This is a genomic window from Moorena sp. SIO3H5 (assembly GCF_010692395.1).
Classification (GTDB): domain Bacteria; phylum Cyanobacteriota; class Cyanobacteriia; order Cyanobacteriales; family Coleofasciculaceae; genus Moorena.
On sequence record NZ_JAAHHS010000005.1, the window covers coordinates 1 to 19,213 of the forward strand.

The window sequence follows — 19,213 nt, forward strand, 5'->3', positions numbered from 1 at the left end:
CAGTGCCTGCTATCAGAAAACGAGGCAGAAGGTCGATTAACAAGCCAAGATTCGCCGTCCAGCCAGCAATGCTCAATCCTCGCCATAACCAATCCCACCATTGCCAGCGGGCAAGCTCCGCTTCTGTTTCTAAATGCCACCACCAAGCTGTGTCTGGGGGTTCCAAACTAGTTCGCCAGCTTGCAAAATCAATAACTTTGCTGATCTGCCAAGCTTGTTGTTTGAGGCGCACATCCAAGGCAACAAGGGTTTTTTGTTGGTGATAAGAATAGTGAAGGTTTGTCTGACCAGCAGCGTGAACAAAATCCCTAGCATTTAAAACCGCGATAATTTGCTCTTCAGACATCGGTGATGCTGAATGTTCCAGGTTATCAAGGGCTATTTCGTAACTCTTGAGCGCCTCATCTAAGGGAGGAGTAGTCATTTACTTTGTGGGTAAAAGATATAGGGTTTATATTTGAGTTGTAAACATAGGATTGATGGAAAAAGGGAGCAGGGAGTAGGGAGCAGGGAGTAGGGAACAAAAATTATCACAATTCATTGAGCATTACTATTCTGGAAACCATAAAATATCCCCTTATCTGATCTAGAGGGAATTGCAGCTGGCTCACATTTTTTTTTCTCGCTTTTTATTGTAGGGCGCAGGCTAAGTAGTAACAACCGCTAACATCGGCCTTGCAATTGGGTTGAGTGTCGGGGCAGTCTCTAGATTGACAATTCATTGGCAATTCTTGACAATCTAGCTATAAACAAGCACTAAGGAACTAAGTATCCCAATGGACACAATGAACATTGCCCTGCCCTCGGAGATGAAAGAGTTTATTCAAGCTCAGGTAGCCTTAGGGGGTTATAGCAGCACTAGCGAGTACATTCGAGAGTTAATTCGAGCTGACCAAAAGCAGAAAACTAGATACGCCCTAGAAATGGAAATTCTCAAAGGACTAAGTAGCGGAGAGCCAACACCAATGACAGCTGAGGATTGGGAAGATATTCGTGCCAATATCAGACAGCGGTTTGACCAATCTGGGAAATAACTGATGCATCGGATAATTACAGCGTTTCTCATATTAATTAGGTACACAATATTTTTTCCCTACTCCCTATCTCCCTATCTCCCCATCTCCCCATCTCCCCATCTCCCCATCTCCCTATCTCCCGACTCCCGACTCCCTAAAAAAAAATCGGTCAAGTTTGGGTTAACCCCAATCCTTGACCGAATCTGTACTTTAACCTTCCACAAGTACAGCTCAAAATCGATAATTTCAGATCTCAATTATGGCATGATTTCCGAGTTAGTCAGCAACTGCTGAAAAGCAATAACATCCCAACTCATTTTGCTTCATGCTGCTTCACCCTCCTTCACCAAACATCCTTCACCATTCTTGATTTGCCAGGGGGCAACCCTGGCAAACTCCTATCTTAATCTACGTAAAAGTATCGAATCAAAAAGGTCATAACCTCACCAGGCTTTCCGGTGGGCTCCGGAGTGCTCCACTCGTCCGGCTGCGCATACTTAAGGGAATAAATGGCATTAATTGTTTTGCGAACCTTTTCAGGAGAACCGATCAAAAGGAGCTTGGCTTTCTTGGGTAAGGCACCTTGGTTGTCGGAAGGAGGAAAATTGTTACTCATCTGAAATTATCTGTTGAGTTTGTTTACATTATTAATATATTAATAAATTAATATATTGTCAAGGGGTTTTAGAAATTTTTTTTTATTAGGAAATCGGGAATGGGGAATCGGGAATAGTAATAAAATTAATCGTAGGGTGGGCAGTGTTTCATACCAATAAAATCAGCTTGTAATCGGTTTTAAACACTGCCCACCGACATCAAAACTATATTAATCGTAGGGTGGGCAGTGTTTCATACCAATAAAATCAGCTTGTAATCGGTTTTAAACACTGACCACCGACATCAACTCAACTATATTAATCGTAGGGTGGGCAGTGTTTCATACCAATAAAATTAGTTTGTAATCGGTTTTAAACAATGACCACCGAGATCAAATTAAGTAGTTATCTATATTTTTAATAAAATTACTGGTCTGGTGGGCAGTGCTAATACCAATTCAAAACCTCACAATCCTGTTGGTTTGCACTGCCCACCCTACATCTACATATACTGATCTGGTGGGCAGTGCCTAATACCAATTCAAAACCTCACAATCTTGTTGGTTCGCACTGCCCACCCTACATCTATATTTTTAATAAAATTACTGGTCTGGTGGGCAGTGCCTAATACCAATTCAAAACCTCACAATCTTGTTGGTTCGCACTGCCCACCCTACATCTGATCTGGTGGGCAGTGCCTAATACCAATTCAAAACCTTACAATCCTGTTGGTATCCACTGCCCACCCTACATCTGGTCTACATATACTGATCTGGTGGGCAGTGCCTAATACCAATTCAAAACCTTACAATCCTGTTGGTATCCACTGCCCACCCTACATCTCTATCCCCATCTCCCCATCTCCCCATCTCCCCATCTCCCCATCTCCCCATCTCCCCATCTCCCTATCTCCCCATCTCCCCATCTCCCTATCTCGCCTGCCTATAAAGCAAATCGATAATTGCCATGAGTTTTTTTAAAGTTAATGGATTTATTAATAAATTATTAATATTAAGTTAAAGGCTTATGTTTCTGGGGGTTGTGCCTTGACTATAGACTTAAGTAAATGATTTTAGTAAGATCATTAAATAAATCTAATGGATGTATTTGCAGTACAGTAAAAAGTAGTTACCTACATGTAATGTAACAATTACCTAAATGTAATTTAACAATGCAACTAACTAACCAAATTCACTTTCGTAACATTAGGGGGGATATTTTTGGTGGCCTAACCGCCGCCGTTATCGCCCTCCCCATGGCTCTTACCTTCGGTGTCGCCTCCGGTGCTGGGGCAGAAGCTGGTTTGTGGGGTGCTGTATTAATCGGCTTTTTTGCTGCGGTATTTGGGGGTACTCCCACCCTAATTTCTGAACCCACTGGCCCCATGACCGTGGTGATGACAGCGGTAATTGCTAACCTCACCGCTGCTAATCCAGAAAACGGCTTGGCTATGGCATTTACCGTGGTCATGTTAGCCGGAGTTTTTCAAATTCTGTTTGGTTTTCTGCGCCTAGGCAAATACATTACCTTGATGCCCTACACGGTCATTTCCGGTTTTATGTCGGGTATTGGAATCATACTAATTATTTTGCAAACTGCTCCTTTCTTGGGTCAAGGTAGCCCTAAGGGTGGTGTAGTTGGCACAGTTACTAGTTTGCCCACACTGATAGGAAACATCAACCCGATTGAAACTGTTTTAGCGGTTTTGACGGTAGCAATTCTTGTTTTGATGCCCCGCAAATGGAAACGCATCTTACCACCCCAGTTGGTAGCCTTAATTCTGGGAACAGTTTTGTCTTTGGTATTTTTCTCTGGGGTAGATATTCGCCGTATTGGAGAAATTTCTGTTGGTTTGCCTAGTTTGCGTCTACCAGTGTTTACCACTGAACAGTTACAGTTAATGGTGGTTGATGCTTTGGTGCTAGCTACACTGGGCTGCATTGATGCATTACTAACGTCCCTGGTGGCTGATAGTTTAACCCGCACCGAACATGATTCTAATAAAGAGTTAATGGGTCAGGGTTTAGGTAATTTAGTATCCGGTTTATTTGGCGGTATTCCTGGGGCTGGCGCAACCATGGGAACTGTGGTTAATATCCAAGCCGGGGGTAGGAGTGCCCTTTCTGGTATCGCCCGTGCTTTAGCGTTACTAGTAGTTGTGCTTTGGGCGGCTCCCCTCACCAAAACGATTCCCCTTGCTGTTTTGGCTGGTATCGCCCTCAAGGTAGGTATTGATATTATTGACTGGGGTTTCCTCAAGCGTGCCCATAAAATTTCTTGGAAAGCATCCCTGATTATGTACGGGGTGATTTTACTCACTGTTTTTGTTGACTTGATTGTGGCCGTGGGAGTAGGAGTATTTATTGCCAATATCCTCACCATTGAGCGTCTTAGTGCTCATAGAGCAGACAGTGTTAAAGCGATTACCTATGACGATGAAGAAATTCAGCTTTCCCAGGAAGAAAAAGTACTATTGGACCAAGGTGACGGTCGTATTGTACTCTTTCATCTCAGTGGACCGATGATTTTTGGGGTTGCCAAGGCAATTTCCCGTCAACACAATGCCATTGAAGGTTTTGATGTGCTGATTCTCGATTTCAGTGATGTACCTATTTTAGGTGTTACCGCTACCCTAGCATTGGAAAATGCTATTCAAGAAGCCTTAGATAAAGGTCGTGAAGTATTTATTGTAGGGGCAACAGGCAAAACCAGAAAGCGCTTACAAAGCTTGGATATCTGGCAGCAGATTCCACCCCAAAACCTAGAAGTTAGTCGTTTAGAAGCACTGCGGTTGTCTCGTACCATGGTGAGTAACTCTCAAAATTATGCCCCAAGTCAGGGAAAAGCTAATTTTGATTTATCAGCTGAGATATAAGTTTTATTGAGGTATTTTCAGCTTTTCCTTAAACAAACCTGATTAATCAATTAGCAAACGTTACAAATGAGAAAGAATTTGCGTTAGTTACTTAATCCCTAGTCAGTGTAGCATAGAAGCGTTGAATGTTTAAAACGTTCAACGCTTCTGACTTTTTGATAACTTTTGATAGTTGTTTAGTTAACAAAAATAAAAATTATTTAAAATAAATTCAAATATTGATGTCTTGCATAAATAGCCAACAACAGGGTGATAAGTACTATATAGCAAGTATTATACCCATGAGGTACAAATCTCTGGGTTTTAGGGAGCAGGGAGCAGGGAGCAGGGAGCAGGGAGCAGGTAATAGAGAAGAGGCAAAAGCCAATAGTCAAACAATTATGTGTACCTCATGAGTCCTAGAAACGCTATAACTACATGGCAAAAACTGACTTTTGCAAAAAGTCTAATGTAAGCATTCAGCTGAGTCTATTTATTGAGGAAGTGCTGTTAGTTCTGGTTGAGCACAAAATTGTCATTTTCGTCGATGAAATTGACCGAACTTCACTGATATCGCCTCTTGAACCACAATAGAAATCGATGTTGCCAGAATTTAAATTATAGGTTTGCTGTAAATCATATCATCAATTTTTTCCATAAGACTGTGTCTATCTCCATTAGCTTTAATCCCATTTTCTGAACCACCATTAATATTGGCTAGTAAATTAGCAGGCATTTTATGTAAAAGCCAGGGTAAAGGCATCTTCCCTCTTATATACAATCCGATGTATTGTACTCAAGTACAAACCGTTATAATAGATTCAGCCGGTTCCGGTAAATCCCTATCCGACATTCATCTCGCCATTGATCACTCAGCATTCCATCGGAGCATCCTGTCGGCGGAATGCTAAAACAAGCACTACTCCCATCACTCCTCTAAACAAAATCTAATGTCTGGTAACTCACCCCCACTCATTCAAACCCTCACCCCAGAGCGTTGGGCAGGGTGGAGCATGGACTTTATAGGGGCAGGCTATATTGCTTTATTTGTCAAAAATGGTCGGTGTGTGCGGGTATGGAAGCCAGGGCGTCATGTCAGCTTCGCCCTACCCTGGCTAGAAAAATGTGAACTGCTCTTAGTAGACAGCAAACTCCGGCACTTGCCCATTACCTCTCAAGGAGACTTTCTATCCCGCGATCAGTATCTTGTCAATGTCTCTTTGAATGTAATGTATCAAGTGGTAGATGCCAAACGAGTTGCTCTAGAAATATCTGACCCCATTGCTGCCTTAACTAGTGCCGTTAAAGATAGTTTAGGAGTAGCAATTAGTCACCTAAGGATGGAACAGTTAACCAATCAGGGACGGGTAGAAGTCCGACAATACATTCTCGACCATGTAGACGTTTACTATACCGTAGGCTTTTCCATCGAAGATGTGCGAGTCAGTGACATCAGCTTTCCCAACACACGGGGGATAATTCGTCAAGTCGAAGGGATGAGTGCTCGACAGGAAGCAGAACATGAAGCCGTCCTAAAAATGCAGATTGCCAATGCTGGTCGCCCAGAACTCTCCCCACCACCAATCCAGCAAGTCAATATCCTCCCTGGTGGAGAAGCTAACTCTAAACACTCCATTGTCAATCAGGAAGTACCTAGGGCTACAATTCCAGAGGAATCAGCCGCCACACCCAGTCTGCCCATTCGCGATCAACCAGTACTTGCCCCAACCGTACTTTTTTCCAATCCTACCCCAGCAAGCAAGGGGCGTTTAGTAAACCGTTCATCCGGTGCCATCATTGTTTTGTCTGCTAATCCTTTCACTATTGGCAGAGAACCCACGAACACCCTAGTGTTAGAAGATGCGATGTGTTCTCGCAACCATGCCCAAATTCTGCAAATTCCAGAGCCTCAGGACAAAGTGCGCTATCAAATCATTGATGTGGGTAGTTCCAATGGTACTTTTGTGGACCAACAGCGGCTTACCTCCCATCAACCCTTTTCGCTCAGTGCAGGAAATGTGATCCAGATTGGTAATCAGGAATGGACTTTCCAGTTACCTTGAGCAGTTGATCCGCATCTAATACTCTACGAGGCAGCATTACTGTAAAGGTAGTGCCAATACTGATATCACTGTTTAGACTAATTGTCCCGCCATGGATATCGACACATTTTTTGACAATGGCTAACCCTAGTCCAGTACCAGAAATATTTTCTACATTTGAGCCTCGATGAAAAGCATTAAACAGATTATGTTGGTCTTTCCTCGGAATGCCAATCCCATCATCACTCACCTCAAAAATAACTTGGTTATTTTGACAAGCAAACTTAATCAAAACCTTGCCTCCATTAGGGGAATACTTGATGGCATTATCAATCAGATGGGTAAGGATTTGCAGTAGCAGCTTAGAATCAAACAACGGTCGCCCACAGTTTTGATCAATGTTCAACATCAGGCGATGTTGCTCACCATAGTGCTGTTGCATGTCATCCACTAAATCACGCACAAATACCCCTAAATCCAAAGGAGTAGGCTGAAACTCCAGTTGTTCAAATTCTGCCTTATTCAAGAACATCACATTACCCATTAAGTCCGTTATCCGTTGAACAGCTTCTCGGATCCGTTGAAAATGTTGGCTTTGCTTAGATTTATCCCATCTATGGCAGTAAGCTTCTAGCAGTTCAGAACTAGAGAGAATGCTGGTCAAAGGCGTGCGGTACTCATGGGAAATGGCTATGATCATCCGAGATTTAAGATGATTGAATTCTTGTTCTTGGGCTAGAGCTTTGCGTAGCTGAGCTTCTAATTCTCGCAGTTGCTGGTTTGCCTGTTGTAGATCAGCAGTGCGTTCCGCTACCCGTTCCTCTAAGTATAGATTTTGGTCTTCTAGTTGTTTGGTCAGGAAATGCAGTTGTAAATGCACCTTGAGACGGGCTAACACTTCTTCAGTCTGAAACGGCTTGGTGATGTAATCTACAGCCCCCAGGGACAAACCTTTGATCTTATCAACCGTGTCATTCAGAGCAGTCATAAAAATCACTGGGATTTCATTAGTTGCCGGATTAGATTTCAGTCGGCGGCAGGTTTCAAAACCATCCATTCCTGGCATCATGACATCTAACAAAATCAGATCTGGTGTTGCATATTCGCTCTGATCGATAGCCGTTTCACCATCAGTTGCTACCAAGATTTCCCATCCCGAATTGGCGATCGCTTCTGACAACACTTTCAGATTCGTGGGATTGTCATCAACGATCAAGATAGTGGCTTGCTCAACTTTATTGATAGTCATGGATTTACCCCCTGAAGGATTTGATAAATTCCCGAATTTGCTTAACCTGAAAGCTAGTTGCTAATTGCCTTAACTCATTGGCAAAAGGCCCAAATTTTTTATCTCTCTGTTCCAGTTCAAGCACGGTGTTCTCTATGCCATGAATATTGCCTCTTTTTGCCAATTCAAATAGCTTTTCAATCACCTCAGCTGGTGGAGGTAAAATTTCATCTGTCTCCAGTGGTGAATTTTCTGTATTTATACTTTCTAGATGATTATTTGCTTCATAAAGCCAATCAATTTTTAAATATTTTTGTAACTGATTAAAAAGATAATCCATGTTAATTGGCTTAGATAAAAATGCATCAGCTCCAGCCTTTATACTGTTTTCTATGTCAGTTTCAAAGGCACTAGCAGATACAACCATAATCACTACATTTGGCAGTTGCTGTGATTTTCTAATAGCATTGATCATTTCCAATCCATCCATAATTGGCATCACAATGTCTGTCAAAATTAAATCGGGCTTAATTTCTGTTGCTTGGTGATAACCTTCTTTACCATTACTTGCTTCAAAGCAACGAAATCCAATCGACTCTAGTAGGTTAATAAGTAAAGAGCGATTGTTGAGATGATCATCCACTATTAAGATGGTTGGAGGTTTACCTTTAATGCCAATAATATTGCTGCTGTCTACGACTGTTTCTTGCTCCAGGGATTCCGTAGCAGTTGCTAGTTCCAAATCTAGCCAAAACTTACTTCCCTCACCTAAGGTACTATCCACTTTTATTTCACTCCCCATGAGGGAGATAAGTTTCATACTAATTGCCAAACCCAAGCCAGTGCCTTCTGACTGTTTTTTAGTATCTCCTACCTGCTCAAACGGCAAAAAAATCTTTTTCAACTGTTCTGGAGTCATCCCTACACCAGTATCTTCAATTTTAAATCTGATTGTTTGGGAACGGTCACCATTCAAGGATGAACCGATTAAACTTACTTGAAAGGTCACACTTCCAGTATCGGTAAATTTAATCGCATTACCCAGTAAATTAATTAAAACTTGCCGCAGGCGTTTTTCATCCCCATAAATTGCCACTGGAAGCTGAGGATCGGCATGGTAAATAAACGATATACTTTTTTCCTGGGCACGAATCCGACAAATTTCTACTACGCCCATCAAGAAGGAAGTAAAATGAATATCACTTTGGTGCAGATCTAGTTTCCGAGCTTCAATTTTCGATAGGTCTAAAATATCATTGATTAAAGTAAGCAAATGAGAGCCACACTGGTGAATAATACCGATGCCATCCAGGTCTGATTTACTTATATTCGAGGAGCGTTTGAGGATTTGAGCATACCCCAAAATGCCATTGAGGGGAGTGCGAAGTTCATGGCTCATGTTAGCCAAAAATTCGCTTTTTGCCTGGTTAGCCACATCAGCAGCTACTTTGGCTTTTTCTAATTCTTGGGTGCGCTCTTTAACTTTGACCTCCAAAGTGCGAGAATAATCTTGCAATTGCTGGTTAGCTTGTTTCAATTGCAATTGATTTTGGGTATTAGTTCCTAAAATTGCCGATAAACCTAGAGCCATTAATGGGGAAATTACAGGAATCCACCAACCTGTTATAAAGACTAAATAGCTACCACCGACAATCATGCCGCCTGTGATAAAAATACTCAGAATTAATTTGCTCAGGAGATGTTTTCTTAACCAATTAGTCTCTGGTAATATCCAACTTCCTACAGCTCCGATCAACGAACAGCAAAAAATCCACAGCCCCTGTGCGTTAACAGACCATACTCGCAGCAACACTCGTCCATCAAGTGCTGAACTCAACATCTGGCTGGCGATATTGGCATGAATAACGACACCAGGCATTTCCTGAACGGTAGAGCTCACACTGCTATCATAGGGAGTCGGAAAAATGTCGTTAAGGCTCGGTGCGGTCATACCAATCAAAACAATGCGATTGTACAACTGCTCCGGCGAAATTCTATTGCTCAGAACATCACTGATTGAAACTGTATTGAAGCGCTCCTGGGTGCCACGGTAATTCAACAATATTTGGTAGCCTCCAAGATCTGCACCTTGATAAACAGCATTTTTCTGGGTTAGATTGAAAAATGTTGCTTGACCTAATTGGTAAGACTCGCGCCTCCCATCGATTTTTTTAAGATTGATCCCTTTGGCTTGAAGATACATTAAGCTCAATCTAACCCCTAAGGTAGGTATATCCTGACCGGATTGATCTGCTGCTGATATCAAGCTTCGCCTTACTTTACCATCCCCATCTAGCACCAAATCTGCTAGAGCAACTTGATCTCGTTGTGCTAAGGTCTGAGGTGGTGCAACTGTTTTATCCTTCAGCACGGACTTCACTCCAATCAAGTTTGGTGTGGACTTCATCACCTCAAGCAACTCCTGATAACCAGGTTCCACTGCAAAATCGCGATAAATATCCAGACCAATAGCTTGAGGCCGGTGTGCTTTAATTTTTTTGATTAACTCAGCTAAAACAGCATCAGAAATCGGCCATCTTCCAAGTTGAGTCAGATCCGATTCATCTATGGTGATAATCACAATCCGATTATCAATATCTTCAACCGGACGCAGGCGAAAAAATTGATCCAGGGTAGCCCACTCCAGTAGCTGGAACCATCCTGCCGTATCCAAAACAGTGACCAGTCCAGCCACAACGGGAGCTATTATCAGTACAAAGCGCCATTGCTTCAAACGCTCTTTAAAGTGAAGCCACATTCCCCTTAGTCAATCTCTAATCTAGGTCAGGTGTGTTCTCTACCAACCTTGTTCAGAAGCCTATAGGCGCTTCTATTGGTTGGCAGGATTCCAGGAATAGCATCGACCGGTAGAACTGCTTTTGTGGTGAGTCACTAACCCGTCGATAACTTACCTACAGAATTCCCAGTAAATCCTGACTAAGTAACAGTCTTGACAAAAAAAGCAAAAAAGGGATAAAAATTGACCTTGCCCAATTGTGGAATGATTGAGGCTAATTGGTAATCGGTAATTGCTAACTAACTTAACTATACTTGATTGAATTTCTTAGTTCAGCTATTGACAGGATAGGACGGAATCAATTCCGTAAGTTGTTTTAAGCCCGATCTTAAACCCCTGGTTGAAAACCAGGGGTTTAAGATGGGATATTTTTTGGATTTATCACAAATCAGCTGCTAACTAACCCCTTGAGCCACATAGGGTTAAATCCTTGCTTTATAAGGATTGCAGGATAATAGTTGATGGTATGATGTTCAGATATTTATAGTTTATTTATTGAGCAACGGCTGGTTAGCGATCGCAGTTAGTCCTTGTGATTGTAACAGTTCTTCCCAATGGGAGAGATAGACTGAATTTTTTGGTTCAGCTCGCCTTAAATCAGCGAGGGTAGAGACAGTATCGACCCAAATCCCTGATTCAGCCAACAATGAGGCTTTTTTCAGTGAGGCTTTTAATGTTTTCTGATTCATCAAGGTAGAATTGGCTTCAACTCGACGAACCCATCCAGTTACCTCAGGACTATCTGGTTCTAAATACTCCCCACAAATCATCACCAAAGACCACTGGTAATTCTTACCGACCTTTAGTGGTGGAGCCTGAGGTGGTAATTCAACCGCCATTACACCTGGCTGATTAGGCAGACGTATAAAGCTCTGGTAATGATGGTTTCGCTGTTCATCCTCGAAACTTAAAAAAGCTTCTTTAGCTGAAGTCTGAGGAACATATACCAGCAAAGTTGGACGTTCTGCCACCGTTAAGCCCACATTAGTAGCTGGCATCAGCGGTGTGACTGATGAAGTGGTGGTTTTAGCATCAGAGAAACAAATATCTTCACCCCGGGAAGCTCCACCCCTTCCCGTCTTTGGTGCTGGATTCTTCCCATTTTGGAACATCACCGCCTGACTTGGCAAACTGTGGATTAGAGTCATTCCTAGGAATAGTAAAGTAAAACAAAGTGGTAATCTCACGGTTAATTTGTTTGATTTCATAAAATATTTCCTATTGCTGCAGGACTTTCTTTATGATTATTTTGGGCACAGAAAGCAAAGCAGATGATTTGCCGCTTTCTAATTTTTTTTTTGAGGGTTGCTAGAAATTTCAATATAAACGCCTAATGTTTGCGTTCATGTTTGTTTTATGTTTTATTTCTAGTATGTTTTATGCCCAATTGTCCTCTAATAATGTGTTTGAAAAGTTCTTCGATTAGAGATAGAGCAATTACAACCAATTTCCCACTAACACAAAGGGAGCCCAGTAGACAGGATGGTTGTATTCCCCTTTCAATAGCGCTAACTGAGCACGGCGCAACGCTTCAGCTTTAGTTACACCTGGTTGAGCCAGATACTTGTAAAATTCAGCCATTAGCTGAGCAGTCGATTCATCCCTTACTGCCCATAGGGTAGCTAAGGTACTGCGTGCTCCCGAACGTACTGCTACTCCAGCTAACCCCAAGACGGCACGATTATCTCCTCTAGCAGTTTGGCAAGCACTGAGTACCAATAATTCAATGGGATTAGTGTCTTGTCTTTCTCTTGAGCGCAGTAGTGAATTAAATTGCCGGACATTAATTCGATCGTTCCAGGCTAAAACAAACGTCTCATCGGCAGTACTACTAAACTGACCGTGGGTTGCCAGATGCAATACTGGGAAAGGTTGTGCATCAACAGCGTTTTGGAGGTTGGTATCAGTAAACTCCTGATTCAAAAGCACTGTTGTGGAAATTTTTGACGAAATCTGGTCTAATTCTCGCTTTACTGCTGGCAAAGGCTTAAAACCTTGGCGACCTTCACTCAGCCCAGCAGTTATAGCTTGGATCTGTTTCGATTCAAGGGAACGTGGATCTAAAAGCTGCAATCCTGGACTTAGAGCTATGCTATATTTCTCGATAAGATACTGTTGACCATCATACAGAGCGGACATGGGTAAATTCCGCAAATAACCATCTAGTACAAATACTAGAGTGGTTATGCCGTGGTCTTCTAACTCAGATTCTGCAGGTTTAATCAGCAGATCATAAGCTTGCTGATAGAGCTTGAGACGTGCTGGCTCAGAAAAAGCTCTATTCAGGGATTGTCGCATCCGTCGGAGAAACTGCTTCAGCTCTGCTTGAGGTATATAAGTTTGGTAGTGACGGAGCGGTTGTCCTGGTACAGAAACGATCACCTCTAACCGTTCTGGCAAGATAATAGGATAAATAACTGCCGCTTTCTGGTCAATCTGGTCGATCTGCCTCGGTTGACCTTTTAAACAGGCTTCCTGGAAAAAGTTTTCTAATTCAGCTAATTGCAGCGATTCAATAACTTCCATCGCCTTTTTCAGGTGGTCTTGACTAATTTCCCCTAACCCTTTTGCCTGGGATACCCCTCCTGCCTCAGGGGTGGTGACAGAGGGTTGCAGTAGTAATTCGACTAGCTCTCGATAGATCGGTTCAACAGTTTCAGTGAAAGAAAATTGGACATCTCGATTGATAGCGACTAAGTCTGAGCGAAGTGACTGGAGAGTTTTGACCGCTGAATCGTAAGCTGCGATCGCTTCGTTGATATCCCCCTGCTGTTTGTGCAGCCTCCCCAGTTGCCAAGCGGCACGAGCGGCAATATCTGAAGCATTATTACCTTGGGCAATCTGTAGAGCATTCTCTGTTAACCTCAAAGCCTCGGACCACTGCTGGGTTTGTTCATACAATGAACCTAACTGAGTCATCGCATAAGCTTGAGCTTTTGGATCCCCCAATTCCATAGCTTGTTGCACTGCTCGTGCCAGAATTTTTGCGCCTTTTTGGATGGGTATAGGCACCCCTTGTGGCTGTCTAGGGGAAGCAGCTGCCAACTTTGACAAGCTCTCAGCAAAGTTGACCGCAGCGTAGACTGTGGTTCGACTGGGGGGCTGCTGAGCTAGATTAGATTCAATGGCAGGCAATAGTGCGATCGCTTTCTTGTGCTGGTCTAGTTCTAGATAAAGGCTGAGTTGGTTGAGTTGGGCTTCAGTTTTAATTTGTGGGCTAGTTGCTTTTATTACCACTTGTTGGTAATAATTCAAGGCGGTTTCCGGCTCTTTTAAGTTCCTGGAAGTATTTCCCAAGCTGAAAATAATGTCACTGGTATCGCTGGGAGAATCTAACTTCTGGGCTATTGCCAAACTTTGCTCTAAAACTTCCCTGGATGCGTGTACATCTCCCACTACTTGCAAAGCCACTCCCAAACTCCGCAATCCCTTGACTTTAAGCAGGGAATCATCTTGAGCTTGGAGCTTTTCATTGACAGCTTCTAAAAGTTTTCGCGATCGCCTGTAGAAGCCCATCGTTTTTAGGGCTTGAGCCTGATTAATCTGGCTACCCAAGATGCCAACCTCATCCCCTACAGATTGATAGGTAGCTTCTGAGTTTTGCCAACTTTCCAGGGCAGATTCCGTTTGTCCCATAGCATTTCTGAGACTTCCCTGAATAGTCAGCGCTTGAGCCAAAATCGACCCTTCTTCCCTAAGTTGTGGAGCCTGCAAAATCTTCAAACTTCTGTCAATAGCACTCTGGGCTTGCTCCCATTTTCCCAATCGTTGGTCAGCTAAGGACAGATAGCTCAAGCTCAAAGCTTGTCCCACTTGATCACCTTGTTGCTCAAAACCAACAGCTGCCTGTTGCCAGACAGCAGCCGCCTCAGCAAATCGTTGGGCTTCATAGAGAGTTTTGCCTTGCTCTAGCAACTCTGAACCATGGTCAGCGGGTTCTAGCACAAGGGTTTGGCGATTAGAAATAGTACTAACGAGTTGCTGATTTCCACCGACCTTTGCTCTACTCCCCAGTACCGAATCATCAAGATGGGCTACAGCAGGAACTACCATAGTCACTATCAAAAAGGTTAGTAATCCTAACCAGATAGTAGAGTGAATAGATTTGGGAAGCTTACCTAGCTTGCTCATCATCTATGTCCAATAACCACCAGCAAATGTTCTTGGGCTCGCATAAATTTCTGTCATCTTAGTTATTAATTAGTTATTTATAATTAGTTATTTATAATAATCTGACTATTAGCAATGACCGGAACATAGTCTTCGCCAACATGGGATTTAATCGCGATTAGTTCTATAGTTCCCACTTTTCTAGGCAAGAGCGTCAACCAACAAACTGCTTAAAAATTGGGTTCGATTACCCATTACCTATTACCAGTTGGGTTAGCAGGGGTATTCAACCCTGATCAGGTATGGCTATGGATGCTTGATTAACAGCTTTTGTGATAATATACAGATATATTGCGATTGGGGCTGTGGCTCAGCTGGATAGAGCAAGCGCCTCCTGAAAAATCGGGCACCATGGAAGAAATTCCGTGAGTGAATGTGGTCAAATTCGGTGAAACCTAAGGGGTATTTAGCTTACTGAGTACTCTAAGGCAATACCGAGCCAAGCCTGAATCTGCGTGCGAGTCATCGTAGAGGTTAAATGCAGGAAGGTGGAGAGACTAGACGGCCACCACCTAAGGGGTATTAACCTTGAAAGGTATTAACCTAGGGTGAAGGTATAGTCCAGAGAGTGGGGAAACTCACACAAATCTGAAGCGCTAGGTCGCCGGTTCGAATCCGGCCAGTCCCGTTGAGAAGCTATTAGCTATTAGGTAGGTCAACTAAATTAAAGAACTACTTCAATACTTCTTTTAATTGATGCTGCTCCCAAAGAAAGCGATAAATACCGGGTTTTTGTAGAAGTTCACCATGAGAACCAGTTTGGACAATTTCCCCTGCGTCCATTACCAAAATTCGGTCAGCCTTGGCAGCAGCTGAAAGTTGATGGGAGATAAAAATTACAGTTTTGCGCTGGACTCCTTGCGAGAGATTTTCCAGTATTTGCGTTGCTGTCTGATTATCCACACTGGAAAGGGCATCATCAAGAATCAGCACTGGTGCATCCATCAGCAGAGCTCTAGCTAAAGCAGTACGTTGTCGCTGCCCCCCAGAGAGGGTTATTCCCCTTTCCCCAACAATTGTTTCGTACTGCTGGGGGAAATTCATAATTTCCGGGTGAATTTGGGATTGCGAAGCTGCGTATTCTACCTCTGAGTATTCGCTAATTGGTATACCGTAGCAGATATTGTTTTTAATGCTAGTGCTAAACAAGAAGCTGTCTTGAGGAACATATGCGATCGCATTCCGCAAATCCTGCAAGGGCAGCTTAGTAGTATCATATCCATCCAAAAACAGTTGACTAGCTTGAATATCCAGCAAACGAGGCAAGGCATTAGCCAGGGTAGATTTTCCACAACCAATGGCTCCCACAATCGCTACTGTCTCACCTGCATTAATTGTGAAGCTAACATTTTTCAGGGCAGGAGTTTGGCTGCCGGGGTAAGTGTAACTCAAGTTTACAGCCTTGAGCTTACCCCTTACTGGCGTTAGCAGGCTAACCGAATCTGGGGCATTTGTAATCCGAGGTTGAGCCAAGAGAATCGACTCAATACGATCAATACTTACTTCACCACGTTGATAAGCAGTGATGGTAAACCCTAGCAGTGCTGTGGGGAAGACTAAACGTTCAGTGTAGATAATCAGCGCCACAAAGTCACCAATACTGATACCACCGGACTCAATGGAACCAGGACCAATAGTTAACAGCACCAGTAAGCTGAGGTAAGTAAGAGCCTCAATTATTGGAAACAGAAAGTTCCGTGTTCTTGCCAAATTGAGATTTGCTCCCAAAAGCTGCTGATTGAGTTGATGGAACGCACGACGCTCGTTTTCTTCCTGAGCGTAGATTTTAATCATGGCGATACCACTCATATCTTCCTGAATCAGCTCACTGAGGTTAGAAAGTTTCTCCTGGACTTCTTGTTGTTGGCTGCGCAGTTTCTCACTAAATAGCTTGACAATAATCAACATCAACGGATAAACCGCCAATGCTAAGAACGTCAACCACGGATCAATGCCAATCATAACCGGCACGGTCAAAGAGTAGGCAAACACCGTATTTGCCAGACTCAAAACTGCAAACCCCAATAGACGCCGAATATTATCCACATCGCTGGTGGCTCGGTTAATCAAATCACCTATGGTGTTTTGAGAAAAATAGGCTGGTTCCAATGTCAGCAAATGCCCAAAAATCCGCTGCTTGAGGTCAAATTCCACTTTGCGCCCCACCCCAAACAATAGAATGCGCGAAACCATCCGAATCCCCCACATAAATGAGGTGAGTATCAAAATAAGCACCACAAAGCTCCCGACTTGGTCGAAGCTCAAGGTTTGACTCAACTCGTCAATAGTATCCCTGATCAGTAAGGGGATATAAACACCAAGTCCATTGACAATAAGGAGAGCAAAAATGCCTAGGGCTGACTGTCGCCAGTATGGGCGCAGGTAAAGCAGCAGTTTTTTCAGACGGGAATTCAGCATGTTACAATACTATACAATTCCAGTCCTGCTTACAATATTTAAACAATTCCCCTACTATAGGCTTAACCTTTCACCAAAAATCGGGGAGTAATTACCCTCAAGGTAACCGCAGATCAGGATAAATCATCGACCCTTACTGAAGGTGAGAGCCGAGGGTGGTAGCGGTTTACCTCCGATGAAACCATAAACCCACACTATACCCGATTGGGTTGATGTGGGTCGTTAAAATAAGGTCTATATTTCAAGAAACATCTCTTGCGGTCGGCGATTCAACTTCTGTGCCAGTAACTCGTCCTCCTCGTAGTTGGAAGTAAATATTGCTAAAGAAGGTGTTAATTACCCCGGTAGTCTGCTCAAGGGCTCCTATAGAAGGGATAAAAGCTTGGATGCCAATGGCTTGATTGGGTGGAAGAAGTTGAGCCAACACAGCGTCCCTAGGTAAAGGACTAGCACTAGTAGTAAGCTGAATTAATTCCCCATTGGGGACAAAAGCAGTGAGGGTTTCCTCCTGCAACCCAATTGTTGTCGCCATTTGAACTCTAGGTTGCTCTTGAACGACTTCAGACCCGAGAAGTTGATCCAGCCGAGTAGATAGAAAAGGGGTACTGGCGACAAGCAAGACAAAAAATCCCGTCCAAATCAAGGTAGGTCCTGGTTTAGAGATTTTGTCACCTTTAATTCGCATTGCTCCTAGAAACCAAAGCAGAATTGCTAAGCCCAATGGTTGAAAGGGAAGTGAGAGAATTGTCCATATCGGTGAAACCAGGGCATTGGTTGGGGTGAAAAACAGCAGGACAATGATGGCAAAAACCAAAAAACCCCCAAGCCAGGTGAAATACTGTTTAGGGATGATTTCGAGCAGCAGCTTGGCGAGCAAAAATCCAAGCACTACCCATAGCAGGACTAGAAATAGTAGTTGCATAAGTGAATACCATTGTAAGTTTTTGACCGTTAGCTGTTTGTTGTGGGAATTTGATCCGACAACGATTACGTCCTATCCGGCTAGTCGTATTCGGCTAATTGATAAACTGTGGTAATTTGATAGGCATAAATCCCTCAAATTGGGGTGACATGCTCAGTTTGAGGAATATCTCAACAGGTAAATCACCCCAGTCTGAATTGCCTTAACACCGGCATTATACTTGCCATTGGCAGAAAAGCGTCACTTTGAAATTACTGTGAGTGGGATCAAACTAAGAAACGTTTTCTGTCAAAGGGGTTGAAATTTTGCTAGTTCAACCAATAATCATAGAATACTCTTAGCGAATTAAGAGGGGATATTCGGATCTGACCCCATTTAATAGTAGACTAGGCCAGACTTCATACTCCATGCCTGTTTGCCTCGCGCCGATGATATTGATGGCCGATATTGATGGCCGATATTGATGGCCGATATTGATGGCCGATATTGATGGCCGATATTGATGGCCGATATTGATGGCCGATATTGATGGCCGATATTGATGTTTTATTGAAAACGTTGCCGGTGGATAAACCAGCTCAAATGGGAAACACTTCATACAACACGACTCCTAGCATACAAGAGTCTCTGACAGTGGAAAACCGCATCAGTCGTTTGGAATTAATTGTTGGACAAATCGGAGAGGCAGTGCTTGCCACTACCGAAACCATAGACCGTCTAGCTGACCGGGTTGATAACTTTGTCATTCAAGTACAAAACCAAGGGCAGCAAGTTCAACAACAAGGCTACCAGCTTTTTGCTCTAAGTGATGCGGTGCAAACCTTGGCAGAAAGTCAAAATGAGTCTCTAAAACAGCTCGAGCAAGTCACACAAACCTTGCAACAGCTTGCTACAGCTATTGAAGCAAGGGAAGACTGACCTTCCTGGCTCTTGACTTACGCACCAACTCTACTTGTAGGGTCTCACTCAGGGCCATACACCATAAGCGCGTTTGTTGCCCAGTTTTGGGTAAGTCCTGTCAATGTTAGCCTACACCCGCGCGCTCACCCTATCCTGACTCTGAACGCCGTGTATTGAAGAGTGGAGTGTTGTGGAATTAAAGCTAAAGCTTTTCAGCATGGTAAAAATATGCTACCAAAACGAGAGTACCCAAAACTGATTAGGAGAGCA

13 protein-coding genes and 1 pseudogene are annotated in these 19,213 nt (G+C 43.2%); 4 read left to right on the forward strand and 10 right to left on the reverse strand.

All coding sequences use genetic code 11. The features are described from left to right. A pseudogene (locus F6K52_RS01455) lies at nt 1-424 on the reverse strand (hypothetical protein); the annotation flags it as partial. Nucleotides 425-776: 352 nt separating this feature from the next. Between F6K52_RS01455 and F6K52_RS01460 the strand changes: the two are divergent. After that, on the forward strand, nt 777-1,034 hold the full coding sequence (locus F6K52_RS01460) for a type II toxin-antitoxin system ParD family antitoxin (protein WP_293072948.1): 258 nt from the start codon (nt 777-779) through the stop codon (nt 1,032-1,034). A gap of 74 nt (nt 1,035-1,108) precedes the next feature. On the opposite strand, the gene F6K52_RS01465 is transcribed toward F6K52_RS01460, so the two are convergent. Both F6K52_RS01465 and F6K52_RS01470 read right to left on the reverse strand, forming a co-directional pair. Further along, nucleotides 1,109-1,273: a hypothetical protein gene (locus F6K52_RS01465; protein ID WP_293072950.1), complete on the reverse strand. Its 165-nt coding sequence runs from the start codon at nt 1,271-1,273 to the stop codon at nt 1,109-1,111. 146 nt (nt 1,274-1,419) lie between these two features. After that, nucleotides 1,420-1,632, reverse strand: coding sequence for a hypothetical protein (locus F6K52_RS01470; RefSeq protein ID WP_293072953.1), 213 nt, complete (start codon nt 1,630-1,632; stop codon nt 1,420-1,422). A gap of 1,151 nt (nt 1,633-2,783) precedes the next feature. On the opposite strand from F6K52_RS01470, the gene F6K52_RS01475 reads away from it, so the two are divergent. After that, the gene (locus F6K52_RS01475) at nt 2,784-4,487 is read left to right on the forward strand and encodes a SulP family inorganic anion transporter (RefSeq protein ID WP_293072956.1); all 1,704 of its coding nucleotides are present in this window, start codon (nt 2,784-2,786) and stop codon (nt 4,485-4,487) included. A 592-nt stretch (nt 4,488-5,079) separates the two neighbouring features. Here the strand turns inward: F6K52_RS01475 and F6K52_RS01480 are convergent. Continuing rightward, entirely contained in the window at nt 5,080-5,229 is a 150-nt protein-coding gene (locus F6K52_RS01480; RefSeq protein ID WP_293072959.1) for a hypothetical protein, read from the reverse strand. A gap of 187 nt (nt 5,230-5,416) precedes the next feature. On the opposite strand from F6K52_RS01480, the gene F6K52_RS01485 reads away from it, so the two are divergent. Next, entirely contained in the window at nt 5,417-6,529 is a 1,113-nt protein-coding gene (locus F6K52_RS01485) for an FHA domain-containing protein (protein ID WP_293072962.1), read from the forward strand. Here F6K52_RS01485 and F6K52_RS01490 read toward each other — a convergent pair. The 6 genes from F6K52_RS01490 to F6K52_RS01515 form a co-directional block, all read right to left on the reverse strand. Then, nucleotides 6,471-7,757 carry a hybrid sensor histidine kinase/response regulator gene (locus tag F6K52_RS01490; RefSeq protein WP_293072964.1) on the reverse strand — a complete coding sequence of 429 codons (1,287 nt, stop codon included), beginning with the start codon at nt 7,755-7,757 and terminating at the stop codon, nt 6,471-6,473. The genes F6K52_RS01485 and F6K52_RS01490 overlap by 59 nt on opposite strands. Nucleotides 7,758-7,761: 4 nt before the next feature. Then, nucleotides 7,762-10,494: a CHASE2 domain-containing protein gene (locus tag F6K52_RS01495; protein ID WP_293072966.1), complete on the reverse strand. Its 2,733-nt coding sequence runs from the start codon at nt 10,492-10,494 to the stop codon at nt 7,762-7,764. Between the two features lie 527 nt (nt 10,495-11,021). After that, complete coding sequence (locus tag F6K52_RS01500; RefSeq protein ID WP_293072969.1) at nt 11,022-11,741, reverse strand: DUF928 domain-containing protein; 720 nt, start codon at nt 11,739-11,741, stop codon at nt 11,022-11,024. Between the two features lie 229 nt (nt 11,742-11,970). Further along, nucleotides 11,971-14,667 (reverse strand): CHAT domain-containing protein, encoded by a 2,697-nt coding sequence (locus tag F6K52_RS01505; RefSeq protein ID WP_293072972.1) that lies wholly within the window; start codon nt 14,665-14,667, stop codon nt 11,971-11,973. A 708-nt stretch (nt 14,668-15,375) separates the two neighbouring features. Beyond that, complete coding sequence (locus tag F6K52_RS01510) at nt 15,376-17,121, reverse strand: ABC transporter ATP-binding protein (protein ID WP_293072975.1); 1,746 nt, start codon at nt 17,119-17,121, stop codon at nt 15,376-15,378. A 241-nt stretch (nt 17,122-17,362) separates the two neighbouring features. Continuing rightward, a complete protein-coding gene (locus F6K52_RS01515; RefSeq protein WP_293072978.1) occupies nt 17,363-18,043 on the reverse strand; it encodes a hypothetical protein in 681 nt (226 codons plus the stop codon). Nucleotides 18,044-18,571: 528 nt separating this feature from the next. Between F6K52_RS01515 and F6K52_RS01520 the strand changes: the two genes are divergently transcribed. Next, complete coding sequence (locus F6K52_RS01520; protein ID WP_293072981.1) at nt 18,572-18,961, forward strand: hypothetical protein; 390 nt, start codon at nt 18,572-18,574, stop codon at nt 18,959-18,961. Nucleotides 18,962-19,213: the final 252 nt, after the last annotated feature.